Raw genomic sequence first — 23,055 nt, 5'->3', positions numbered from 1 at the left:
ACCATCGGCAGCCTCACTGCCGCCTTCCAACGGCGGCGGAGACGCCAGAGGGGCGCCCGAAGGCGCCCCTCTGGCGAGTCAGCTGGCCCGTAACCGGCTCATGGACGAACGTTCCGGTCTTGTAGTCGGTCTTGCGGCTCGCTCGGCTGGGCCGAAGCGCAGCGCTTCGGCCCAGCGAGCAGTTGTGGGTGACGCGACCTACGAAGGGTCCGCAGGATCGACACGGCGCAGCCGGTTGATCTCTTCAGCCTTGGAGAGCACTTCGCCCCACGCCTCATCGGCGTCGTCCGGGTTCTGGCGACCGAAGTTGTCTCTCAGCGCGGCGACCATCTGGGCGAACACTTCGTCCGGATCGGTGTACCAGGCTTCTCCGGTCTCATCGCCGTACTCGTCGTCCCAGCTGACCACGTTGTCGACGACGACCTTGGCCAGGTTGTCGCCCTCCGAGAGGTAGTGAAGGAGATCGCGAAGGAGGCGTTCGGCACCGCTGGCATCCTCGACGATCTCCTTGATCCTGCGTCGTCCCGACTCGATGTAGGAGCGGTCGCTCGCCTTCGTTGCCATGCTGGCTTCCAGTACCGCGAGAGCGTGGTCCAGCCCCCCTTCGATTTCGGCGAGCCGATTCATCAGCTCCGCGTCCTGGTTGTTGTTGTCCGCCACGCAGGCAAGGGCTTTTCCCCAGAGGCGCGTGATCTCGAAGGCCGCCTCGACGATATCCTCGGTCCCGTAGTGGCGCGCATCCTCCTTGACCGTCAGCCAAGCAGCGCCAGTTCCACCGGCTCGGCCGCCGATCTGGGTGTCGGCGAGCTCGACGGCGTCGAAGGACGGAACGAGCACCGAAGAAGTCGGAAGCAGTGCCCCTCCATCGAACCGACGCGCTTCCGCCAGTCCGCGTTCAATTTTCACGCCGATGCGCTGAAGAACCTCGCAGGCATCGCTGAAAGGCTCACGCGACTCGCGTTGCGTCTCCGACTGGGCGAGCTTGGTCTCGTGTTGATCGTTGCTGTTGCTCACGTGGGGTCCTCCCGTTTCGCGTGCGGTGATGATGAAGGCGGAGCGCCACACCCCTTCCTTCTACAATAATCATACCCTAATTTTTTCGGTTAACAAGTGGCTAGCGGATGTTTGGTGATCAGCTTCAACAGGAATCCGGCAGCAACGCGACGCCCGACTGCTCGGCGACGGTGGCCGCGCAGAGGTCGCTACCTAGTCGCAGCGGGTGTTGACACCGAGACCAGCCACGCCCATGCACGCAGAAGGCGATGAGCAGGAACTATGTCGGCACCGACCGGCCGTCGCCGACGCCTGAGGCGACCGGGTCGGTAGCAATGGTGCGCTGGCACTGTTCACCGGCACGCTCTGCGTTCCCGATCACCGGACGGGTCGCACGACGCCCACCAGCCGCTCGGCGGCCTGCACGCACCGGAACGGTTGCCCGAAAGCGGGGTCGATGCGGTGTGGGCGCGCATAGGGTGCCGTCTCGTGACGAAGACTGCGCTGGTGCTGTGGGACGTGGACAACACTCTGATCGCGAACGGCGGGGTGAGTAAGGACAACTACGGTGCGGCCTTCTCCAGGTTGACCGGACGGCGGCCCGAGCACCGGGCCGTGACCGGGGGCAGCACGGACTTCCTGATCATCGCCGACCTGTGCGAACGGCACGGGATCACCTTCACCGACGACATGGCCAAACGGCTGCCCGCCGCCCTGCACGAAGCTATGGACGAGCGCCGCGAGGAGCTGGCGCGGCGCGGGCGTGAGCTGCCCGGTGCGCGGGCCGCGCTCGCCGCGCTGGCCGAGGACGAGCGGGTCGTGCAGTCGGTGCTGACCGGCAACCTCGCCCACAACGCGTTCGTCAAGGTGGACACGTTCGGGCTGGCCGGGCCGCTGGACTTCGCCGTCGGCGGCTACGGAGACGACGACCGGGTCCGCGCCAACCTCGTCGCCGTGGCGCAGGACCGTGCCGGAGCCAAGTACGGAGCGTCCTTCGCCCGAGCGAACACGGTCCTGATCGGTGACACGCCCAACGACGTGCGCGCCGGCGTCAACGGCGGCGCGAAGGTGCTGGCCGTGGCCTCGGGCAAGGACAGCGCGGAGGTCCTGGCGCGGGAGGGCGCGGATATCGTGCTGCCGGACCTCGCCGACACCGACGCGTTCCTGGCGGCCGTCAAGACCCTGCTGGACGCTGCGCGCTGATCGCGGCTCCGGTCCGTTGCTGCCAGAACGTGCTCTCCTCGATCGGGCGGGCCGTCTCCCACACCCGCTCGAACGAGTTGATGTAGGTCTCGAAGAACGTCCCGCCGGGCATTCGACGCAGATGCAGGATCGGCGCCAGGTAGCCGTAGGTGCCATAGGCGTGCTGGTTGATCAGCATCTGGTCGTCGTAGCGGAAGATCGAGTTATAAAGGCTCGTGCGGTGCAGCAGGAACGTGATCCCCGGGACCCCCACGAGCGGGCTGTAGTAGGCCAGCGCCATCCGGATGCGCGCCGGTATGGCCTCGTACAGTCGCTCTTCGACGCCCCGCAGTTCCATCTCGGGGCTGTCGGGGTCGCCCATGAGGATGCGGACCCGCACGCCCTGCGACGCCTTCCGACGGATCAGGGGGATCGACTCGGGGTTCTCCTCCGGCAGGAAGAGGCTGGCGTTAGCGAACAGCCACAGCTCCTCGCGGACGTCTGCGAGTAGATCCATCCACAGGCGACGCGGCGTGCTGGACCGGTGCGGGTAAAGCTCCACGACTTCTGAGCGGGCGGCGTCGGCGCTCGGCGGGGTCTCCAGCTCGGGCCACAGGTAGCTCGCCTTGACTCCGAGCAGTCCAGCCGCGGCGCGGGCCGCCGAGCGGCGCGGCGTCACGTCCTTGGTGATCCACCGCTGGACGCTCTTGGGGTCGATGCCGACGTGCTCGGCGACCTCCTTGGCGGTAAGCCCTCGTTCCTCGATCGCCGCGCGCAGGCGTTCATTCACATCAGCCGCCGGGAAGTTAGGGGACGTTTCCGCCGAAAGGCTAACGTCCCCCAGCGCCCGCGTAGCGAGGTTTCTACGTCCTCGCAGCTCAGATCGAATAGAGCACGACGACACCGCGTTCCCGGCGCGTGACAGACATTTCGACCCGGCGACCAGGACGTGGTGAGACTCGGTAGGGGGCACGGCGACACGGCCGGACCGCAACTGAGCGCGACGAACCCGTCGACGGGTTGAACGGTCGCCTCTGCTGCCGGGATCACGTCCGTCGACGGCTGATGTCCCGCAGCGTCAACCGTTCTCCTCCGTTCACGGAAAGGCGCGCGCCCATGACCCAGCTCTGGATCGACTACCTGAACTACGAACACGGCGGACGCTCGGACCCCAATTACTTCGGAGACGGCGGACGGTTCTCGTTCGACGGCCTCGTCCGGATCATGAAGCCTGGGCACTGGCCCGACGTCCTGGTGGTCGGCGAGGGCGACCGCTGGCGGTTCAACGGCGGCGAGGGCATGTGGGCCGCGGCGCGTGCGATGCGTCGTGCGGGCGGCCCGGCGTACACGCCGCTGCCCGGGAGCCTCCCGAGGGAGGCCGGGCCGGTCGCGCCAACCATCTTCGTGAACCCGCAGGCGGTCGAAGTGCTTCGGTGGTACGACGACCGGGCTCCGGACTTCATGAGCCGCAACCGCAACACCTTGCGCGCACAGATCCCCGGACGGCCCGAGAGCGATGAGTTCATCGTCATCGCCCATCACGGCGACATCCACAGCGGTGACCAGCGCCTCGAAGACGCCCGGGGGTTCGACCGGTTCGCCAACCCCGACTGGCCGCCGTGCGCCATCGTGGGCGACTGGGAGACGCCCCTTTCGGGGCCTCGGTGGGAACCGGAAGACCTGAACGCTCCCGGCGTGTACGAGCCGCACAGCCTCGGCTGGCGAACGCGGTTTCAGCACGGCCCCGCGCAGGCCGGCCCGCACGTCGTGGACACCCAAGCGCTGGACTACCTGTGCGGCTATTGGCAGGACGGCGACCCTGTCGGCGGCCGGGTCGGTGGCCTGGGGTTCAGCGACGTGGCGGAGATCGAAGGGGACTTCACCCCGACCCAGATCGCACGCCCCAACGGACGCCAGTCCCTCACCATCGACCGCGCCGTCCTGAACCCGCCCGCCCGCGACGCCTACGTCACCGGCAGCTACCACGTTCACCCGATCGACCAGGACAACCCGGGCTCCGACCACGCGCGCATCTCGTTCGCCCTGGACCTGTGAGCGTCCTGGACGCCTGAGACGACGTCGCCGCGTCCCCTCCGATGAGGCTCCTCCGGGCGACATGGCGACCCGGAGGGCTCCGGCCTCCGCCGTTCCCCGGGGAGGCCGGAGCACCCCTTTCTCCGCCAGCACACCTTTGGCGATCTCCCCAGCCGAACCCGGCGGTACCGGCCACGGCCCTGCAAGGAGCACCGCATGCTCAACCAGCCCTTGGACGCCATCACCAGCGTCCCGTCCTCCGCACGCGGCTACGACTGGCTACTGGGCGGCAAAGACCACTACGACGTCGACCGCCGCCTGGTCCTGGACATCCTCTCCCGGTTCCCCGCCAACCTCGACGCGGCGCGGGCCAACCGGCGGTTCCTGCGCCGAGCGGTGCGCCACCTGGTCCAAGCGCACGGCGTGCAGCAGTTCATCGACCTGGGCTGCGGGCTGCCGACCAGCCGCAACGTCCACCAGATCGCGCAGGAGATCGACCCGCAGGCGCGCGTGGTGTACGTGGACAACGACCCGGTCGTGCTGGCGCACGGCCGTGCGCTCCTGGCCGACGACACCGGCAGGACCGTGGTCGTCACCGCCGACTTCCGGGACGCCAGATCGGTCCTGGACGATCCAGCGGTCGAACAGCTCATCGACTTCCACGAACCGTTCGCCGTCCTGCTCTTCAGCGTCGGACATCACCTGCCGGACGAGGACGAACCCCGCCAGAGCATCGACACGCTCCTCACCGCCGGGCCGCGCGTGAACTACCTCGCGTTCTCACAGGCCGTGGACGAGGACGCCGAACGCGGCGCGCACATGGCCGACGCGTTCAGCGAGGCCGGCATCCTCTGGCAGACCCGCACCCCCGCTCAGGTGGACGAACTGCTGACGGGCCTGGACGCGGTCGGGCCGGGCCGCCTGATGAACGTGGCCCACTGGCTGCCCGACCCGCACGAACCGCCACTGCCGCCCGTCCCGGACGAACTGAAGCCCTACGTCGGAGCGTCGCACCGCACCCCCGGCGCCTACGAGTACGGAGGCGTGCTGCGCCTCCCCTAAACCCGGCCGCGCCGTCGAGCCGCACCGCGGCGAACCCAACCGAGCACGCCTGCCTTCACCTTCCGCACCGAGGAACACGACCACTTCATGCCGATCCGCTCGATCTCCCCGTCGCGACCGCCGCTTCCCGCCGCCGCAGCCTACGGGCGCCTGCTGGCTGTTACCGCCGTGCTGTTCGGCCCGGATATGGGAGGCGCCGCCGCTGAGTTCGCACGCCTGCTCGGTGCCGAGAACGCGCACTGGCCGCAGCCGCCGGGCAACTCGTCCGCTCCCAGCATCATCGTCGCGTCGGCGTGGCTGCTGTGGATGGTCCGCCGCCGTCACGGCGCCCGAACCCGCTGGGCGGGTGGCCTGTCGGCGGCGGCTCTGCTGGCGGGCGCCGTGCTCGCGCCGCTCACCGCAAGCATCGCCGAGGCCGTCGGCGTGGTCCTGCTGACCGTCGTGGGCGGCGCGCTGGCCTTGGCCGTGATCGTGGACGCGGGGATGGCGCCGTCCGCCCTGGGGTTCATCCCGGCGAAAGGCCGGCGAGGACGGCGAAGGCCGACCCCGCTCACCAGCCGCGAAGGCGCAGCTCAAGCGGGCATGGCGCTCAGCGTCTCCCTCGCGGGCTTCCTGGTGACCGACGTCCTGGAGAACTGGCTGTGGAGCCTGCCGTGGCCGCGCATGACCGAATCCCAAGGCCAGGTGCTGGATCTGCACGGCGCCGTGCAGTACGCCGCGAACGTTCTCGCCGCAGGGGCGCGCGAGGAAGTCCCTCTGCTCGCGCTGCCCGTGGTTCTGCTGACGGCGGCGCGCCGTCCCGCCTGGGAGATCTACGCCGTCGCCTGCACACTCCGCATCACGCCGCATCTGTACTTCGGATTCCCCGCACTCGCCGTCGCGGCCTTCACCTGCACGCACGTGTGGATCTTCCAGCGCACGCGACGCGCCGAGCCGATCATCGCCGGCCACACCCTCAGCAACGCCCTCGCCGCATACGCCCCCGCCGCGGCACTCGTGACGCTGGCCGCCAGCGCCGCGCCCGCCGCGCTCGTCCTGCTGTCGGGACGGCTCGGCCGCCCGCCACGCCTGGGCACGCACGTGAACACCACCGCCAGGCCGACGGAGAAGGAGGGCGCGGCGTGAGTATTGTCGGAATGATGCAGGAGCTGGCGCAGGTCCGCGCTGTCGCGATCGACTACGGCGGAACGATCACCGACTCCAGCCAGCCCATCGACCCCAAGCTGCGGATGCGGCCGGTGCTTCCCTTGGCCGTCGCTGCGTTCCACCAGCTCGCCGAGATGGGGTACGCGCTGGTCCTGGCGTCCAACACCCGCCCGGACCAGGACCGCATCAAAGCCCTGGAGCAAGCGGGCGTCCTTCACCTCTTCCGCGAGGATTCCGTTCTGGAGTCGGCCAAGCTCGGCATCGCGAAGCCCTCCCCAGCGTTCTTCGACCGCGTGCTGGACGCGGCCGGGAACCTCGAACCTGAACACGTGTTGATGGTCGGCAACAACCGTGAACACGACATCGCACCGGCCACGGCGAAAGGCATGATCGCCGCGCTGATCGAACGACCGGACGGGCTCATCCCGCCTCCGCTACCGCCACGCGCGTTCCGCCTCGTCGCGTTCGCCGCGCTTCCACCGGTCCTGCGAGCAGCCCGCCAGTACAGAGGCCGGTAGTACCGTGCGCTCGCAAACCGGCGAACAGAACACGATCGCAGATCAGCACGAGGTAGCGGCGAACCCCTGCCCGGTCTGCGGACATCACACGATCATCCTGGTCCAACCCGTCGAAGACGCTGAACCGGAGCGCGGACCAACGCCGATCGAGCAGATCGTCCAGCTCATGGCCGAGGACTTCGCCAACCCCAAACTCACGCTAGACGACATCGCCGAAGCAGGCGGCGTCAGCAGACGTCAAGCAGAACTTCTTTGCGCCCGTCACCTCGGACGCAACCCGATCGCGCTGCTCCGCACGATCCGCCTATTCCACGCCCGCAACGCGCTTGTGATCGGACAGCGTCCGGCTACACGAGTTCAACACGTGGCTAGCGGTGTCGGATACCGCCACCAGGGCAGATTCGCGAAGCACTACGCACACGAGTACGGGGAGCCGCCTTCAGCGACACTCGCCCGAAAGCCGGTCGACTCCTTCCCCGGGCTGACGGACGCCGACGGTCCTGTGGTGATCACGCGCATCGCCGCGATCCTCGGCCGGTCGAGCCGGGCTGCGACTGACTCGGCCTCTTCGCTGAAGCGTTGACGCAGGCGCGATCCGCCGCTGGCAAGGAAGAGCCGCAACCGTGCGCAGGACACACCGCAAGCGGATTGCAGCCGTCCAGGAACCGCCCTCATGACCGGTCCCACTGGCGCGACGTGCCGTTGCGCCGCCGCCGGGAACTGTGCGGAATGGTGCGCTCACCCTGGATCTGTGGCCCGGCCCTCCGCGCCATGTCCGGCTGTCCCGCCCTGATGACGAGATCATCGCGTGCGCAGTCGCGTTCGAGCTCGTACGAGCGAAGGCACGGGAGTCGACCATCGTCCGAGTAGAGCAGTCGATGTTGCATTGGTGTAAATATTTAGGGTATGATTTTTGATGAGGGGTGTGGCGCCCCGACCTCACATCACCGCACGTTTCGTTCTGGAGGAAGCAACATGACCGCTCCCGAGAACCCGATCCTCGCCCGGATCCGCGGGCTGCTTGCCCATGCGGAAAGTACCGGCAACGTCCAGGAAGCGGAGGCGTTCACGGCAAAGGCTGTCGGCCTGATGGCGAAGTACGGCATCGAACACGCAATGCTCAGCGATGTCGAACCCGAAACGGACACCATCGGAGACAGTGAGCGCATCCGGCTACACGCGCCCTACGCACTCGACAAGGTCACCCTCCTCCACCACGTGGCGGAGGCGCTTGGGTGCAAGATGGTCTTCTACAAGGCCGGGCCGACGTACAGCGCCACCGTCTTCGGCTACGAATCAGATAGAGAGCGCGTGAACTTGTTGTTCACCTCTCTGCTGGTTCAGGCCACGCACGCGATGGCCGCGACGCAAGTTCCCTTTGGCGAGAGCGTCAAAGCGTTCCGCCGGACTTGGTACCAGGGATTCGCAATCGCAGTTCACGAGCGACTCAAGGTCGCCGAAAACCACGCGAGGCAGCAGGCAGAAGCGGGATCGGCCACCGCAACCGCAGGGACACGGTCTACTGCACTTGTGCTTGCAGATCGGGCGGACCGTGTCCAGGACGCCTGGAGGGAACGCACCCAGGGCATCAAGGCGATCTCGCGCAAGCTCTCGGGGAGCGGACGCATGGCTGGTTACAGGGATGGACAGCGAGCCGATCTCGGCAACCGCCGAGCACTTGACCGTTCGCACCACTAGCGGACCCCCATCTCCTGTGGCCCGCTGATCTCCGGGCCACAGGAGGCAATCTCAAGCCGCTGACGCCGGGCCCCGAGTGTGGCGCTCGGGGCCCGGCGTCCTTTCCACCGCGCGCCCCTGGAGCAACCTCATGCCAGAACCCGTCTACTTCAACTCCCCCCTCTACCTGACGCCCCCGTCGACTGAGGCGATCCGAGAGCACATCCGTGCCGGACGGCTCGGCATGATCGCCACGCCCAGGCAAGGCAATCTCATCGAGGACAGCTACCTGTGGTGCGCCGACAACGGCGTCTTCGGCAACACATACCCCGGCGACCTTGAGTTCCTGCGCTACCTCACGACGCTGAGAGCTCATGCCGAACGCTGCCTCTTCGTGGTTGCCCCCGACGTTGTCGCGGACCACTTCGCGACCTGGGACCGGTCTCGCCGCATGCTCGGCAATATCCGCGAGCTCGGATTCCCGGCGGCGCTCGCGGCACAGAACGGCATGGAGCTTGACAACTGGTACCTCTGGGACGAGTTCGACGCTCTCTTCATCGGCGGCGACACCAGCTGGAAGCTCGGCAAGCATGCCGCCCGCCTTGCCCAGGTTGCCCGGGACATGGGCAAGCACGTCCACGTCGGGCGTGTGAACAGCGAGCAGCGGTACGTCTACGCGGCCGAGGAGTGTCGCGCGCACTCTGTGGACGGGACCTACCTGACTTACGGGCCCGATCGGAACCTTCCGAACGTCCTCTCCTGGGCGCGCAAGGTCGGCACTCACGACGCCCTGTTCTAGGCAATCTCCACCACGAACGGCGAACTCGCTACGAGGAATCAGCCGGCCGGGCGCGTGTGGCGCGCATCCGGCTAGCCCACCGCACCACTTTCAAAAGGCGGCAAACCTTGAGAACGTCAGGAGCACCCACCGGCGCGGACCCGGACGTCCCCGACCTTGCCTGGTACGACATCATCTTGTTCAGTTCCTCCGGGGGCAAGGATTCCCAAGCCGCGCTCGACGTGCTCGCGCAGCACGCCAGAGCCGCTGGGGTGATGCATCGGATCGTCGTTGTCCATGCCGATCTCGGCGAGATGGAATGGGAGGGGGCTAAGGAGCTTGCCCAGGAACATGCCCGAGACTATGGCTTGCGTTTTGAGACCGTGAGCCGGTACACGAAGTTCGGTAACCCTCAAACGCTGCTGGAGCAGATAGAAGCCCGACGCAGGTTTCCAGACTCCAAGCGCCGGTACTGCTCAAGCGATCACAAGCGTGGGCCGATTCGCACGGTCATGACCTACCTCACCAGCGAGACGAGAGGTGAAGGGATCGTTGACCGGCCGGTTCGGATCCTCAATGTTATGGGGATGCGCGCGGAAGAGTCCGCCGATCGCGCCTTGAAAGTCTCCTTTCGGCACGACGGAGGCAAGACTTGCACCTGCCCTTCGTGCCAGGGCAAGGAAAGATCGGAACGGGGCAATGGCGCCAGCAACAGCCGCAGATACGTTGACGAGTGGCTACCGGTCCACTCATGGACCGTAGGGCAGATCTGGGAGCGCATTCACCAGGCGGGAACGCGCTACCACTGGGCCTACGACACCGGCCTCGCCCGGCTCAGTTGCTGCTTCTGCGTCTTGGCGCCAAAGAACGCGCTAGTGCTCGCCGCACAGTTGAACCCTCAGCTCGCCGCCGAGTACGCCGCGGTCGAGGAGCGGATCGGACATTCTTTCAAGGTGGACCTATCTATGGCAGAGGTCATCGAGATTGCGCAGAGCACAGCGCGGGCGCGCTCCGTCCTCGACTGGAAGGACTGACAGCGAGGCTCTCCAAGCCTCTGACGAGCGTCCAGCGAGTGCCCGCTCCGTCCTGAGCCGGGGAGCTTCGGTGGACAGGGGTGGGCCGATGGGATCCGCGTCCCTGAGGATGCGGGTGGCGTCCCATCGGCCCGGTTACTCCACCGCACGCCCCCGGACAAGCCGGGGATCAGAGGAGCATCTGCCAGGATACTGGTGCCTTGCCGGCCTGCATCCGGCGTTGGCATGGTGAGGAAAGGTAGGCGATGATCCGCGCAGGACGGACGGTCCTCAACGCTGAAGAGGTCGCGACGGCGTGCGGCTACCCTTCCCTACGCGCGGCCAAGGCCGCCGGGCTCTTCGAGGAGCCGTCGTTTCCGCGCCCGGTGAACCAGCATGGCGACAAGCCGGGCTACAAGATGCTCTGGGACCAAGAGCAGATCCTTGCCCACCGTGAAGACCGCCCGGTGCCGGCGGTGCCTGCCGCGGACAGTCCCGACGATCTGCTGGACGCCCACGAGTCCGCCGGCCTCTGGGGAATCAGCCGAGCGACGTGGGACACCTACGCCAAGAAGACGCCGCACTTGATCCCGACGCATCGGCTAATTCACGGCGTAAAGTTCTGGCGCCGACAAGACCTCATCCAGTTCCCTCGCCCCGGCAAGGGCGCCGGCGCCGGACGACGCCCAGGATCAACCGACACGAGACCGCGGACCAGGCAAGGCAAGGACGAGCGCCTCACCCAGGTCGCCGAACTCCTGGCCGACGCCGCGGCGGAAGGCGTGGACCTGTCGCCCGCGGACATTGCCGCGCGGCTCGGAATCAGCAAGCCTTACGCCCGCAGCCTGCTACAGGAAGCGTCGGCGCCATCCTGACCATGCCGAGCGGCATCCGTCGATGAGAGTTGGAAGGCGGTCGGCCGATTCATGAGGCGCCACGGCGCACCGGTTCTCTGAGACTGAATCTTGCCGAGGCGGGCGGCCCACGTGCGGTGTGTGCGCGTGGCTCGTTGCCCGGCCCGCTCAACGCGCGCTCAGGCTAGTCGGTACCTTCGGCATGCGGGGAGCGGCTATCCCACCATGATGGGATCGAACATGCGTTCGGTACCGTGTCGTTGTGATGTCCTTCGCCGCCTCGCCATTCGTGTGCCCGCTCGGGCACGACCTCGGACCTCGGCGGGTGACGGTCGGCTGGTCGCCGTGCGCCTGCCCAAGGTCGCTGCGCAACAACGGCGGCCTGGGCGGGCACCAGGTGTACGAGTGTCTGCGCTGCGCGACCGAGTGCAGGATGAGCACCGTTCGCTACGACCCACCATGCCCCGGCCGCAACCAGAAAACGGTCCCTCTGAACCGGTGAAGACCAGGTTCACCGGTCGGCGACCGGATGCGGACGTTCGGGACTCGGTGGTGAACGCTGGCTGGAGCGGGTGCGTCTGACCGACATGAGGTTGGTGGGATGGCTGGTGAGGCGGCGTGCGAGTGGCCCGGAGATGCGGCGTCCCGCGCGGATGATGCCGATGTGGGCGTCGTTGGGCGGGACGTTCGTCACGGCGGTGGCGGTCGCCGGCGGTGCGTTGTGGGTGGGGCTGGATCTCCTGGACGTGCATGGTGTGCGGCGCGAGCGGCAGATCAGCTCCTCGGTGTTGTTCGACCTGGTGAAGCTGTCGTTCGCGGTGGTCGCGGGGTTGGGCGGCCTGGTAGCGCTCGTGGTCGCCTACCGGAAGCAGCGCACCGAGGAGAACGCAGCCCTGCGCGAGAACACCAAGCTGCACAGCGACCGGTTCACGTCGGCCGTCGCCCAGCTCGGCGACTCATCCCCGGCGATCCAGCTCGGCGGCGTCCACGCCCTGGCCGGCCTGGCCGACGATGCCCCCACCCGCCAGCTACGGCAAACGTGCATTGACGTGCTGTGCGCCTACCTCCGGCTACCGTATGACCCCGAGCCCAGCCACCACCCCGGCGACGGGCAAGACCCGGCCGAGCTCGCCCGCGCCCGTACCGTCTACCGCGCCTTGCGCGAGGTCCGGCACACCATCATCCGCATCATCGGGAACCATCTACGCGACGACGCCACGGTCGTCTCCTGGCAGGGCCACGACTTCGACTTCACCGATGTCGTCTTCGATGGCGGCGACCTTAGCCAAGCCGTCTTCACCGGCGGCACCGTCTCCTTCCGTAAGGCCCGGTTCGTGGACGGCACGATCGACCTCAATTACGCCCGCTTCGCAAGCGATGTGGTCAATTTCGGAGGAGCGAGGTTTGAGGGCGGCAGGATCAACTTCCTTGGCGCCGCGTTCACGGGCGGCGCGGTCATCTTCAGTCACGCCCGGTTCGAGGGCGGCACGGTCACCTTCGGGAGTGCCTATTTCGAGGGCGGCATGGCCACCTTCAGGCTCGCCGAGTTCAGGGGCGGCAAGGTCGACTTCGGGAGAGCCCGGTTCGAGGGCGGCAAGGTCGACTTCGGGAGAGCCCGGTTCGAGGGCGGCAAGGTCGACTTCGGTAGCGCCAAGTTCAAAGGCGGCACGGTCGACTTCGGAAGTGCCCTGTTCATGGGCGGCAAGGTCGACTTCGGTAGCGCCGAGTTCAGGGGCGGCACAGTCCACTTCGAGAGGGCCCGGTTCGAGGGCGGCGCGGTCAACTTTGCGCGTGCGATGGGCCAGCGTCCTATGGGTCTGCCGGACGGGATAGGTGAACAACTAGACCGCAGCGGGTGACCGACGGGTGCCGTCTTCGAGTCCGGTCATCGCTGTCACTGAGCATGGCACGACGGAAAGCGGAGGCGCGTAGGTGACGATCGAGCGTCCTAGACGACACGTCTCCAGACGACGAAAGGTCCTCTCCTGCGGAGGGGATCTTCGACGTGCAGCCGGTCAGATGTCGAAAGCGCCGGCCTTGACGCTGGCGACCAGCGTCGCCATCCCGCCCTTGCCGACGCTCAGGTGTCCGCGGGAGGGGTTCTTGCTGTCCCGGATTCCGACGTAGGCGGCACCGAGGGCGGCCAGCTCGACGCACTGACCGGAGGTACCGCCGGAGTGGCTGCTCTTGCGCCACGTCAGCTCGACCGTGTTCAAAGCGACTCCATGACTTCGCGGATCAACTGTGCCGAGTCCGCAGCAGACAATGCCACCTCTCGGATCAGCTCGAACCCTACCGCCATCTCCGTCACCGCAGGACCCGCCTCGGTGAGCGTTCCGCGCCCGCCGATGCTGTCCTGGTAGCCGACGTCCTGGGAGTCGTTGAAGCCCAGCATCACGAAGCTGGTCTCCGGGAACGACTGGGCCTCGGCCTGCACCACGTAGAACGTGATGTTGGGTTCCTGGGACCACTTGAGGATCGCTTCGAGCTGCCGACGGGTGATCTCCCGGCTGCCGACGACCTTCCGGATCGCGTTCTCCTCCAGGACCACGATCACCGTGGGTGGTTCCTCGCCCTCCAGGACGGCCTGGCGCTCCAACCGGGTCTGGACCAGTTCCTCCAGGCGGTCCGGTCGGCGCCCGGCCTTGAGTACTTCGCGGGCGTACTCCTCGGTCTGGAAGAGGCCGGGCACGATGAACTGGTCGTAGATCCGGATCAGGGTCGCGCGGCCCTCTTCGTCGACGTACTCCCAGAACCCCGGGGGCAGCCCCACCTCCTCGGCGATCCGCGGCAAGAGCGCCTCGAAGAACATCGGGAGGCCGAAGACGACGTCGAGCTTTTTCGCGAGCTTCCTGCTCGGACGGCGCCTCTTGGTCTCCACCATGCCGATGTACTTGCCCGTGTAGTCGACCCTCTCGGCCAACGCGTCCTGCGACAAGCCGTGCTCGTCCCGCAACCGCTTCATGTGGAAGATGAAGAAGTCGCGGGCGCTCGTCATGGGATCAATTTCCGGCATCGGGGGCCTTCCGGACACACCAACAAGCTTTTGTAGGTGAACTGTAGCCGCATCGGCGTTACCTGTAGGCGTTGTTCCCTGGCACTCAGTAGCAGCGAAGCGAAGAGTTGTCCATGAAGACGGACACCGATCGCAGAAATCGCACCCGAGGCGAGACCCCGCATGAGCAACGTAAAGCCGCGCCACGCCGCGACCGCAACGCCCTCCGCCACGACGACCCCGCCGCCCAACGACCGCGTCGTGCGGCTCACCAACCTCGCCCAAGCGACGAGGACCGCCTACCCCGCGATCTCCTGCAAGGTCGTGGACACCGCGACAGGGCTCCCCCCACTGCTGCACGCGTCGTTCCGCGACCGCTCGGAGGAGGTCGGTTGCGATATGGACCGGGGCGGGTGGCGTTTCGTCTGGGGTTTCGACCCGCGCAACGCGATCGGCCTGGCCGAAGACGTCGACCGCGCCGTGCAAGCCCTCGCCCGCATCCTGGGCGCGGAGGCCGACGCATGATGACCCCCGACGACCTCGCCGAACTGTTCTGGGGCCTCCTCGCCTACACGGTGATCGTCTTCGCCGGGGGCTGGCTGTTCGGGCCGCTCGTCCTCCAGCCCGCCCTGCGGCGGCTCGCGCGCTGGTGGAAGTCGACGTGACCGCCGAAGCGCTGCGCCTGCTGCAGCAGGTCGAGCGCGCCGCCGAGGCGCGCGGCGTGTCCTGCGGCGTCCTGATCCGCTACGGGGAGTTCCCCCTTTTCTACGCCGTCGCCTACGGCGACGGCCCGGCGACGCACCGCAAGATCGAGGTTGCCGTCCTCGGCGACTGCTTCGCCATCTACCACGACGAAGGCAGTCCCCGCATCGGCGAAGTCCTGGCGCCGGTCAGCGCCCCAGACGACGTCGCCGACATCGTCGTCCAGCGGCTCGCGCCGGACCCAGCGGCTCCCCGCCCGGAATACCGGGCGGGCAGCGACCACCCCCAACCGCTCCTGAGCCCGGCCACGGCCGGAACCTCCCGACGCGAGAGGAACGATCATGCCCCGACTGCTGAAAGCCCTGTCCTGGAACACCAAGGACGGCGGCGCGGTCGATGAGGACGGCGTTCCCGCGAACCGCTGGCGCGACCAAGTCAAGCTCATCGCGGCGCAGGAACCCGACGTCGTCTTCCTCCAGGAGATGCGCGACTTCGCCGACCAAGCCGTCCGCGCCCGGTGGGAAGACGAGCTAGCGGCGCACGGACGGCCGCTCCGGCTGCTGGTCGCGCCGTCCAGCGACCGCAACCACACCGTGCTCGGCTACGACCCCGCGTGTATCCGGCTGGAGCACTGGGACGATCGCTGGTCCCACCTGACGGCGATGGGGTTCGGTGTCGCCACCGTCGTCGCGGCGAGCCCCGACTCGCCCATCCCCGACGGGATGCGTCTGCGGCTCGCCTCCCTTCACCTGTTCCCCGGCTCCCGCTTGAAGGCGCTCCAGGACGCCGAGCTGATCATCGGACGGCTGTGGCGCAAAGGCGGCCAGCACGCAATCGTCGGGGGAGACGTGAACTACTGCCCCGAAGGCGATCCGGAGCCGATGTGGGAACGGCTGCCCCGCAACGTCCAGATGGCCCGGTGCGAAGAGCGCACGCACCCGACCGACGTCCTGCGCGCTGACTTCTCCATCGCCCGAAAGCTAGAGGCCGGCAGGCTGGTCGACGTCGCCCGCGCGCTCTACCTGACGGACGGCGACGACGCCCATCTCGACGCGACCGGGCAGCTCCGGGTCCGCGTCGACCAGTTCCACGTGACCGAGCCCCTGCGGCGGGCGATCCGCAACTATCACCGGCTCGACACCACGACGAGCGACCACAGCCCCATCGTCTCCGAATACGACCTGGCCAGCGCCGACACCCCGCGCCAGCGCGCCCTAGAGCTACGACCGGCGCGGCTGTGAGCCAAGCCGGAAATCCCCCGGGCGTCCGGCTGCGGCGCCGGTCCCCGGCCTACGGCCGGAACCGCGACCTGCGGCTGGTCACCTCCCCTCCGGAAGACCACCGACGAAACGAGGACTCCTTGACCAGCTTGCGTATCGGCACGTGGAACCTGCTCGAAGGCGGTCTCGACGGGACGGACGCGTCCCGCCTGGAACGTCAGATCGACCTCCTCGCCGAACTCGACCTCGACCTCCTGGGGCTCCAGGAGGCGACCTGGAGGCACCGCGGCGCGGAGATGCTCCACCACGTCGCCCACCGGCTCGGCATGACGGCCCGGGTCCTGACGCCGAGCAACCACCACGCGTGTGCGCTGGCGACCTTCGTCCGCGAACGCCCCGGCGTCCGCGTCGTCGGCGAAGCCCATGACACCAGCGGGTCGTGGTGGCACGCGCTCGCTCACGTCGAGGTCGACGTCGACGGCATCGGCACCTTCGACTTCCTTAACACCCATCTGGCGCCTTCCTCAGAGGACCAGCGCGCCAGAGAAGGACAGCAGCTCGGCCTCTACAAGAACTGCCGCGCCATCCTCCTGGGCGACATGAACGCGGTCCCCGCCACCGACCCTCTCCCGAGCCCGGACGACACCGACGACGGACGTGCGCACGGCAAACGCGACCGCCGCGCGGCGCAGGCCATAGCTCGCGCCGGGTTCGTTGACGTCGGTGCATCCGTCGGCGATACGACCCCGACTGTCGGTCACATCGAGCCCGGCAAGCTCGCCTACCGGTGCGACCGCATCATGCACAACAACCTCCCCGTCGAACACGTCACGCACGAGGTGATCTCGTGCGTGGACAACGCGACGGGCAGCGGCCATGACTATCTGTCCGATCACAGCCCCGTCGTCGCGACGCTTCAGTTCGGCGCTGCGGCCGAGAAAGCGGCATAACATCCCAGGTTTCCCGCATACCCCACTATGCCCGGAGGTGACACGAACAGTCGGCTCGCGGTGTCTCGCTGAAACGGAGCGGGGACGTTCGCATCACCGCTGAACGTCCCCAAGCGTCCCCGTAACGCGGTTTCCGCGTCCCCGCCGTGCGACTTCAATAGATGAGCCTGCGCGGTTCACCGGTTGCGCACCGGTGAGGGTCGCGGTTCCGCACCTGGCGACCGGCCAGACCGGATATGCGAGGCGAACCGGGCGGCGTCACTGGCGACGCTGGTTTTCGGGCGTGCGGAAAGGACCCCGGAACCGTTTCGCACAAAAGCTCACGTAATGGCATCGCGGCCCCAAAGGCTGCACGTGAACGCGGCACAAGGCGTTTCGCCGTCCGGTGAGCCTGCCGTCGGGCACCATTGCGCGGTGGGACGCCGTCGGCATCGGCAGCTAGGCCGAACCCGGTCGTCGCGCGTGGCCTGAAGGAACGCCAAGTCGCCCGAACCGGGGCAACTCGGATATGGGGAGAGGAACAACATGAGCGTCGACACGATGGGCAGCGAAGATCTGCGGAACGCGATGGTCGACAGGCTGGCGGCCGATCACACCGCGAAGGGCCTCGTGCTGCGGCCGGAAGTGGAGGCGGCGCTGCGGACGGTGCCCCGCGAGCTGTACGCGCCTGGCGTGCCGGCCGAAGAGGCATACGAGAACACCGCGATCGTGACCAAACGGCGCGGCGACGAGAGCATCTCCTCGGTGTCGGCGCCGTTCCTGATCGCCGAGATGATCGGCCAAGCCGCCGACGCGCTCGACGGCCTGGAGGGGCGTCACGTGCTGGAGATCGGCAGTGGCGGCTACAACGCCTCACTGCTGGCCGAACTCGTCGGTGCGTCCGGATCGGTGACGACCGTCGACATCGACCCGGAGGTGACCGACCGGGCCTCGGCGTGCCTGGCCGCAGCGGGCTACGAAAGCGTGAAGGTGGTGTGCTCGGACGCCGAGTATCCGATCGAGCCGGGGCGCCGCTATGACCTGATCATCGTCACGGTCGGGGCGTGGGACGTCCCGCCCGCGTGGCGGGACCAGCTCACCGACGACGGCGTCCTGGTCGTTCCGCTGCGCACGTTCGGGATGACCCGTTCGTGGACGCTGCGCCCGTCGGGGAACGGCCTGGTCAGCGAGAGCCACCGGCTGTGCGGGTTCGTTCCCATGCAGGGCGACGGCGCCCACGAGATTCGCTACGTCGACATCGCCGAAGGCGTTCATCTGCGTCTGGACGAAGACGAGAAGGTCGACGCCGCCGCCGTCGAAGGCATCCTGAGCCGGCCCGTGGTGGAGGCGTGGGCCGGGGTGAGTCTTCCGCCCCGGACGGTTCTGGCCGACCTGGACCTGTGGCTGGCGACCCGGCTGCGCGAGGGGTTCGTGGTGCTCTCCGCCCAGCAGGAGGCCGTCGACTCAGGCATCGTCGCCCCGGCCTGGCGGTTCGGGACCCCCGCCAACCTCAGCGAAGGCGATGGCGGCATCACCCTCACCTACCGGTCGGCCCTGCGCTGGACCGACCGGATGTTCGATCTCGGCGCCCGCGCGCACGGTCCCGACGCCGAGGCGACCGTCGCGCGCATGGCCGGGCACATGCGCGCGTGGGTGGACGCCGGCAGCCCGGCACCGACCCTGCACGTCCTCCCCGCCGACACCCCCGACGGCGACCTGCCGGACGGGGCGGTACTGGACAAGCGGCGCAGCCGCATGTCCGTGACCTTCACCCCCCAGGAGAACCACGAGAAGGGAGTCCAGTGATGGATGAGGAGAACCCGCCGCTCGACACCGAGCTGAACCTGCGCCTGGTCGACGCCGGGCCGGTGGCGAGCGGGTACGCCACCAGCACCGACGACAACTGCGGCTCGGGCAACACGGGCTCGGACGCCTGCTCGGGCGGCTGACGCCGACCCGGTCCCACGAGCCCGGCCCGCAGCGGGCCGGGCTCGTCCCGTCGTTCGCTGTCGCTCAGCCTTCCGAACGGTGAGGGAATCATGTACCACGCGGTGCCCGGTGCGGCGTTGGTCCGCGCCGCCGCCCACCCCGCCGACCTGGTACTGCCGACGTGGCCCGACCTGACCGCCGACCAGCCCGACGCATGGGTCGGCTGGCTGCGCGAGGCGTGGGCGCTCCCGGGATTCTCGGCGGCGATGACGGCCGCCACACCGCAGCTAACCGCACAAATCGTTCACACCCTGGACGCCACTCCAACCGCCGGACAGAAGATCGGGCGGCGAGAGGTGCGCACGCTACGCCGGCTGGTCGAGGCGACGGTCCGGTACCTGCTGCGGTGGACGACCCGCCCCACGCCGTTCGGCCGCTTCGCGGGCGTGGCGCCAGTCGGATTCGGTGTCCAGGCAGCGGTCCGCTGGGACGGCCACCACCACGCCGTGGTCCGTCCCGACGACCGCTGGGTCACCGAGTCCGCCACCGCAGCCGAACGGGACTTGCCGACGCTTCGCTCGGTCGCGGTGATGACGAACGCGCTGGGGCACGCGCGCGGCGGGATGTGGGTCCTGCCGTGCGCCCGCATGACCGACGGCCGGTTCTGGGATGTCGAGATCGAGCTGACCGAGCCGGTACGCACGGCCGTGGAAGCGGCGGCTTCCCCGGTTGCCTTCACAACGCTGGCCGCGCGGGTGGGCCGCGACCTGCCGGGCGGTGTCGCGGCGGCCGAGCGGCTGCTGGCCGCGTTGGTCGAGGCAGGAGTGCTGCTGTCGCAGATCCGGCCGCCGATGACCGTGACTGACCCGGCCGCCCACCTGAACCACCACGTCCCCGACCGCGCCCGGCAACCCGAACCAGGCGACAGGATCGCGGTCGACCTGCGCGTCGGCTGCTCGGTGACGCTCCCGCCCCCCGTCGTCGCCCAAGCGCAGGACGCGGCCGAGACGCTGGCCGCCGTGGCGCCACGGTTGCCGGGCTGGGCCGACTACCACGCCGCGTTCCTGGAACGGTGGGGGCCAGGCGCGGCCGTGCCGCTGCGGGAAGTTGTGGCCGCGCTCGGGTTCCCCGCCGGATACCGCAGCTCACCCCACCGACGCGGACCGGCCATTTTCGGGCCTCGCGATGCGCTGCTTGCCGACCTCGCCCAGCGCGCGGCTCTGGACCTCGGCAGCGGCGGCGACGCCGAGATCGTGTTAGACGACGAACTGGTCGCGTCGCTGCGCGGCGACGACGATCGGCCACCGATTCCACACACCGAACTGCGGTTCACCCTCGCCGCCGACCAGGCCGCCGACCTGGACAAAGGGGCGTTCACGCTGACGGTCACGAGCGGAGCCAGGCACGCCGGAGTCACCGCCGCGCGGTTCCTGCACCTGCTCACCCCCGGCGAGCGGGAACAGTTTCGCCGCGCCTACCAGCGTCTCCCGACCGCTATGCCGGGCTCGGGCCTGGTGCAGCTATCCGGCCCGCCCTTGGACGCCCGGATGGCGACCGTCGCCCGCACACCCGAACTCCTGCCGGTGCTGCCGGTCGGAGACTTCCACCCCGACGCAGCGTGGACCCTGGCGGACCTGGCCGTCGCCGGGGACAGCCACCGGCTATGGCTGGTGTCGCGCACCACCGGGCAGCCGGTCGAACCGCTGCTGTTCAACAGCGTGCGGCTGCAAAACCTTCAACAGCCGCTCGTCCGGTTCCTGACCGAGATCTGGACGGCGTGGACGGCACCATGCGCTCCGTTCGACTGGGGCCGAGCGAGCAGCCTGTCGTTCCTGCCGCGCGTCCGGCGGGGCCGCGCGATTCTGCACCCGGCCCGCTGGGTCGTCCACGGGACCGAGCTTCCCGACCGGGCGGCGACGTGGCCGCAGTGGCGGACGGCCTGGCGGCGGCACCGCGACCACCACCGGATTCCGCGCTACGTCCTGTTCGGCGGCGACGACGTCCGGTTACGCCTGGACATGGAGGAGCCCGCGCATCTGGCGGTGCTGCGGAGCCACCTCGACCGGCATCCGAACGCGGTCCTCACCGAGGCGCCCGGCCCGGCGGGATGGATCGCTGGACGGGCAGCCGAACTCATGCTCACCCTCGCCCGCACGCCGTCATCGGACCGGCTTCGTCCAGCCCGACCCGCCACCACCCTCCACCATCGGCCCGGACGGTCCCGGTGGCTGGACGCGCGGCTGTACGGCACGGTCGAACGCATCGTCGCCCGGCTCGCCACTCGGCCCGGCCTTCCCACAGGCTGGTGGTTCCTGCGCTACCCCGACCCGCAGCCCCACATGCGGCTACGCGTTCCGTTCCCCGCCGGGACGGAGCTTGCCAGCGCGTTCGCCGAAGCCGCCGACGACCTCGCCCGGTGGGCGGAAGAACTCGCCGAAGACGGCCTGCTGCACGACTACACCCTGAACACCTACCGGCCCGAAACACGCCACGGAACCGGCCCCACCCTCCGCGCGGCCGAAGCGGTGTTCGCCGCCGACTCCAGCGCGGTCGTCCGGCGGCTGCCCGGCGACCGGGAGGCCGCGACCGCCGGCGGGATGCGCGCCATCGCCGATGCCTTCACCGGCGACGGCGCACGCTGGCTGGCCGAGCACGTGCCGCACCGCGGCGGCCCGCGCCTGGACCCCGCCCAACTCGACCGAGCGCGCCGTCCCGTCGCTGACGACGCCGTGGCCCGAACGCTGGCCCGATACCGATTCCTCGTGGACCAGGACGGCTTGGACCCCGACCAGGTCCTGGCCGACCTGCTCCATCTGCACCACGCCCGGATGATCGGTGCCGACATGGCTTCCGAGCGGCACTGCCTGCGCTTGGCCCGTACCGTCGCCCGCACCGACCTGATCCGAAGGGCACCGAGGGAGCTGCCGTGACCGCCGGACAGTCCCTCGCCGAGGGAGCGGCCGGAATCGCGCTCTGGCACCTGGAGAGCGGCCAGCGGGCGCAAGCCCGTGCGGCATTGGAGCACGCCGTGGCGGACGGCGTCAGCGTCGCGGGCGGCGCCAGCCTCTACTACGGCGCTCCGGCGCTCGCCTACGTCCTGACGACGGCCACGGCAGCGTCCGGTCTGCCGGGCTTGACGCAGGCCACGGCCGTCGCAGTCGACGGCACCCGGAGGGTGGTCCACGACCGGCTGGAGGCCGCGCACCGCCGTATCGACCGGCGTGAGCGACCCGAGTACGCCGAGTACGACCTGATCCGTGGGCTGACCGGGCTCGGCGTCGTCCTACGCCGCATCGGCGAACCCGACCTGCTCCGCAAGGTCCTGGACTACCTCGTCCGGCTCACCGAACCCCTCGACGGCCTACCCGGCTGGTGGAACCGCACCGGCCCCCACCGCGACCGCACAGACTGGGCCGGAGGGCACAGCAACCACGGAATCGCCCACGGAATCCCCGGCCCGCTCGCCCTGCTCTCCCTCACCCACCTCGACGGCACCCACGTCCCCGGCCACCTCGACGCCATCGCACGGATAACCGCGTGGCTGGACGCCTGGGAGCAGCACACCGACAACGGTTCCGCATGGTGGCCGCAGTGGCTCAGCCGCGACGAAATGCAACGCGGCCAGCCGAACCAGCCCGGCCCGCTACGCCCGTCCTGGTGCTACGGAACGCCCGGTATCGCCCGCGCCCAGCAACTCGCCGGCCGAGCCGTCAGCGACGCCCATCGCCAGCGCCACGCCGAAGCCGCCTTCACCGCCTGCGCGCAAGATCCTACCCAGACACGACGCCTCACCGACCGCAGCCTGTGCCACGGCACCGCCGGACTCCTGGCGACCGGCCGCCGCATCGCCGCCGACGCCTCAACCCCGATACCGCAAAGCCCGCTGGTACGCCTGCACGCCAACAGCGGCCCAGACGACGAACCGGCCGGCTTCCTCGACGGCGCGGCCGGCGCGGTCCTGGCCACCGCGACGACGACGACCTCATGGGACGCCTGCCTCCTGCTCTACTGAAAGGCACACCA

The 23,055-nt window shown here is 68.8% G+C and carries 24 protein-coding genes; 20 read left to right on the top strand and 4 right to left on the bottom strand.

The genetic code is table 11. The annotated features are described in order from the left end of the window. Positions 1-198: 198 nt before the first annotated feature. The gene (locus tag GQ466_RS16405; protein ID WP_161103685.1) at positions 199-1,014 is read right to left on the bottom strand and encodes a hypothetical protein; all 816 of its coding nucleotides are present in this window, start codon (positions 1,012-1,014) and stop codon (positions 199-201) included. Positions 1,015-1,482: 468 nt separating this feature from the next. On the opposite strand from GQ466_RS16405, the gene GQ466_RS16400 reads away from it, so the two are divergent. Beyond that, positions 1,483-2,196, top strand: coding sequence for an HAD hydrolase-like protein (locus GQ466_RS16400; RefSeq protein ID WP_202420466.1), 714 nt, complete (start codon positions 1,483-1,485; stop codon positions 2,194-2,196). Here the strand turns inward: GQ466_RS16400 and GQ466_RS16395 are convergent. Then, on the bottom strand, positions 2,168-2,965 hold the full coding sequence (locus GQ466_RS16395) for a helix-turn-helix domain-containing protein (RefSeq protein ID WP_161103684.1): 798 nt from the start codon (positions 2,963-2,965) through the stop codon (positions 2,168-2,170). The genes GQ466_RS16400 and GQ466_RS16395 overlap by 29 nt on opposite strands. 326 nt (positions 2,966-3,291) lie before the next feature. Here GQ466_RS16395 and GQ466_RS16390 point away from each other — a divergent pair, with 326 nt between their 5' ends. The 10 genes from GQ466_RS16390 (at position 3,292) to GQ466_RS16345 (ending at position 13,116) form a co-directional block, all read left to right on the top strand. Continuing rightward, entirely contained in the window at positions 3,292-4,230 is a 939-nt protein-coding gene (locus tag GQ466_RS16390; RefSeq protein WP_161103683.1) for a hypothetical protein, read from the top strand. A 195-nt stretch (positions 4,231-4,425) separates the two neighbouring features. After that, complete coding sequence (locus GQ466_RS16385) at positions 4,426-5,271, top strand: SAM-dependent methyltransferase (RefSeq protein WP_161103682.1); 846 nt, start codon at positions 4,426-4,428, stop codon at positions 5,269-5,271. A gap of 87 nt (positions 5,272-5,358) precedes the next feature. Beyond that, positions 5,359-6,396 carry a hypothetical protein gene (locus tag GQ466_RS16380; protein WP_161103681.1) on the top strand — a complete coding sequence of 346 codons (1,038 nt, stop codon included), beginning with the start codon at positions 5,359-5,361 and terminating at the stop codon, positions 6,394-6,396. Between the two features lie 14 nt (positions 6,397-6,410). Next, a complete protein-coding gene (locus GQ466_RS16375) occupies positions 6,411-6,935 on the top strand; it encodes an HAD family hydrolase (RefSeq protein ID WP_161103680.1) in 525 nt (174 codons plus the stop codon). Positions 6,936-6,939: 4 nt separating this feature from the next. Beyond that, positions 6,940-7,518 carry a helix-turn-helix domain-containing protein gene (locus GQ466_RS16370; protein ID WP_161103679.1) on the top strand — a complete coding sequence of 193 codons (579 nt, stop codon included), beginning with the start codon at positions 6,940-6,942 and terminating at the stop codon, positions 7,516-7,518. 392 nt (positions 7,519-7,910) lie between these two features. After that, a complete protein-coding gene (locus GQ466_RS16365) occupies positions 7,911-8,633 on the top strand; it encodes a DUF2786 domain-containing protein (protein ID WP_202420465.1) in 723 nt (240 codons plus the stop codon). 130 nt (positions 8,634-8,763) lie between these two features. Then, the gene (locus GQ466_RS16360) at positions 8,764-9,411 is read left to right on the top strand and encodes a hypothetical protein (RefSeq protein ID WP_202420464.1); all 648 of its coding nucleotides are present in this window, start codon (positions 8,764-8,766) and stop codon (positions 9,409-9,411) included. Positions 9,412-9,518: 107 nt separating this feature from the next. Next, entirely contained in the window at positions 9,519-10,424 is a 906-nt protein-coding gene (locus GQ466_RS16355; RefSeq protein WP_161103677.1) for a phosphoadenosine phosphosulfate reductase domain-containing protein, read from the top strand. Between the two features lie 245 nt (positions 10,425-10,669). Continuing rightward, positions 10,670-11,278 (top strand): hypothetical protein, encoded by a 609-nt coding sequence (locus GQ466_RS16350; RefSeq protein ID WP_161103676.1) that lies wholly within the window; start codon positions 10,670-10,672, stop codon positions 11,276-11,278. Between the two features lie 551 nt (positions 11,279-11,829). Beyond that, positions 11,830-13,116 carry a pentapeptide repeat-containing protein gene (locus GQ466_RS16345; protein WP_202420463.1) on the top strand — a complete coding sequence of 429 codons (1,287 nt, stop codon included), beginning with the start codon at positions 11,830-11,832 and terminating at the stop codon, positions 13,114-13,116. 156 nt (positions 13,117-13,272) lie between these two features. On the opposite strand, the gene GQ466_RS16340 is transcribed toward GQ466_RS16345, so the two are convergent. Then, on the bottom strand, positions 13,273-13,473 hold the full coding sequence (locus GQ466_RS16340) for a DUF397 domain-containing protein (protein WP_161103675.1): 201 nt from the start codon (positions 13,471-13,473) through the stop codon (positions 13,273-13,275). Continuing rightward, entirely contained in the window at positions 13,470-14,255 is a 786-nt protein-coding gene (locus GQ466_RS16335) for a helix-turn-helix domain-containing protein (protein ID WP_161103674.1), read from the bottom strand. The genes GQ466_RS16340 and GQ466_RS16335 overlap by 4 nt, the downstream gene beginning before the upstream one ends. A gap of 180 nt (positions 14,256-14,435) precedes the next feature. On the opposite strand from GQ466_RS16335, the gene GQ466_RS16330 reads away from it, so the two are divergent. From GQ466_RS16330 to GQ466_RS16290, 9 genes are all read left to right on the top strand, one after another. After that, complete coding sequence (locus GQ466_RS16330) at positions 14,436-14,777, top strand: hypothetical protein (RefSeq protein WP_161103673.1); 342 nt, start codon at positions 14,436-14,438, stop codon at positions 14,775-14,777. Next, positions 14,774-14,917, top strand: coding sequence for a hypothetical protein (locus tag GQ466_RS16325; RefSeq protein ID WP_161103672.1), 144 nt, complete (start codon positions 14,774-14,776; stop codon positions 14,915-14,917). The genes GQ466_RS16330 and GQ466_RS16325 overlap by 4 nt, the downstream gene beginning before the upstream one ends. Continuing rightward, positions 14,914-15,354 (top strand): hypothetical protein, encoded by a 441-nt coding sequence (locus GQ466_RS16320; protein WP_161103671.1) that lies wholly within the window; start codon positions 14,914-14,916, stop codon positions 15,352-15,354. Before GQ466_RS16325 ends, GQ466_RS16320 begins: the two co-directional genes overlap by 4 nt. Beyond that, positions 15,296-16,195 carry an endonuclease/exonuclease/phosphatase family protein gene (locus tag GQ466_RS16315; RefSeq protein WP_161103670.1) on the top strand — a complete coding sequence of 300 codons (900 nt, stop codon included), beginning with the start codon at positions 15,296-15,298 and terminating at the stop codon, positions 16,193-16,195. Before GQ466_RS16320 ends, GQ466_RS16315 begins: the two co-directional genes overlap by 59 nt. Positions 16,196-16,314: 119 nt before the next feature. Beyond that, positions 16,315-17,124: an endonuclease/exonuclease/phosphatase family protein gene (locus tag GQ466_RS16310; protein ID WP_161103669.1), complete on the top strand. Its 810-nt coding sequence runs from the start codon at positions 16,315-16,317 to the stop codon at positions 17,122-17,124. A gap of 525 nt (positions 17,125-17,649) precedes the next feature. Next, positions 17,650-18,909 carry a methyltransferase, FxLD system gene (fxlM, locus tag GQ466_RS16305; RefSeq protein WP_161103668.1) on the top strand — a complete coding sequence of 420 codons (1,260 nt, stop codon included), beginning with the start codon at positions 17,650-17,652 and terminating at the stop codon, positions 18,907-18,909. Continuing rightward, the gene (gene fxlA, locus GQ466_RS16300; RefSeq protein ID WP_161103667.1) at positions 18,909-19,052 is read left to right on the top strand and encodes an FxLD family lanthipeptide; all 144 of its coding nucleotides are present in this window, start codon (positions 18,909-18,911) and stop codon (positions 19,050-19,052) included. The genes fxlM and fxlA overlap by 1 nt, the downstream gene beginning before the upstream one ends. A gap of 90 nt (positions 19,053-19,142) precedes the next feature. After that, entirely contained in the window at positions 19,143-21,962 is a 2,820-nt protein-coding gene (locus GQ466_RS16295; protein WP_161103666.1) for a lantibiotic dehydratase, read from the top strand. Next, positions 21,959-23,044 carry a lanthionine synthetase LanC family protein gene (locus GQ466_RS16290; protein ID WP_161103665.1) on the top strand — a complete coding sequence of 362 codons (1,086 nt, stop codon included), beginning with the start codon at positions 21,959-21,961 and terminating at the stop codon, positions 23,042-23,044. Before GQ466_RS16295 ends, GQ466_RS16290 begins: the two co-directional genes overlap by 4 nt. The last annotated feature ends 11 nt before the right edge of the window (positions 23,045-23,055 follow it).

Source organism: Actinomadura rayongensis (genome assembly GCF_009831215.1).
GTDB lineage: Bacteria > Actinomycetota > Actinomycetes > Streptosporangiales > Streptosporangiaceae > Spirillospora > Spirillospora rayongensis.
This window is presented reverse-complemented; position numbering and strand designations above follow the sequence as displayed.

Coding starts and splice junctions, on each gene's coding strand:
- GQ466_RS16390 (WP_161103683.1), top strand. CDS start 3,292: ATGACCCAGCTCTGGATCGACTACCTGAACTACGAACACGGCGGACGC.
- GQ466_RS16385 (WP_161103682.1), top strand. CDS start 4,426: ATGCTCAACCAGCCCTTGGACGCCATCACCAGCGTCCCGTCCTCCGCA.
- GQ466_RS16380 (WP_161103681.1), top strand. CDS start 5,359: ATGCCGATCCGCTCGATCTCCCCGTCGCGACCGCCGCTTCCCGCCGCC.
- GQ466_RS16375 (WP_161103680.1), top strand. CDS start 6,411: ATGCAGGAGCTGGCGCAGGTCCGCGCTGTCGCGATCGACTACGGCGGA.
- GQ466_RS16365 (WP_202420465.1), top strand. CDS start 7,911: ATGACCGCTCCCGAGAACCCGATCCTCGCCCGGATCCGCGGGCTGCTT.
- GQ466_RS16360 (WP_202420464.1), top strand. CDS start 8,764: ATGCCAGAACCCGTCTACTTCAACTCCCCCCTCTACCTGACGCCCCCG.
- GQ466_RS16350 (WP_161103676.1), top strand. CDS start 10,670: ATGATCCGCGCAGGACGGACGGTCCTCAACGCTGAAGAGGTCGCGACG.
- GQ466_RS16335 (WP_161103674.1), bottom strand. CDS start 14,255: ATGACGAGCGCCCGCGACTTCTTCATCTTCCACATGAAGCGGTTGCGG.
- GQ466_RS16330 (WP_161103673.1), top strand. CDS start 14,436: ATGAGCAACGTAAAGCCGCGCCACGCCGCGACCGCAACGCCCTCCGCC.
- GQ466_RS16325 (WP_161103672.1), top strand. CDS start 14,774: ATGATGACCCCCGACGACCTCGCCGAACTGTTCTGGGGCCTCCTCGCC.
- GQ466_RS16315 (WP_161103670.1), top strand. CDS start 15,296: ATGCCCCGACTGCTGAAAGCCCTGTCCTGGAACACCAAGGACGGCGGC.
- fxlM (WP_161103668.1), top strand. CDS start 17,650: ATGAGCGTCGACACGATGGGCAGCGAAGATCTGCGGAACGCGATGGTC.
- fxlA (WP_161103667.1), top strand. CDS start 18,909: ATGGATGAGGAGAACCCGCCGCTCGACACCGAGCTGAACCTGCGCCTG.
- GQ466_RS16295 (WP_161103666.1), top strand. CDS start 19,143: ATGTACCACGCGGTGCCCGGTGCGGCGTTGGTCCGCGCCGCCGCCCAC.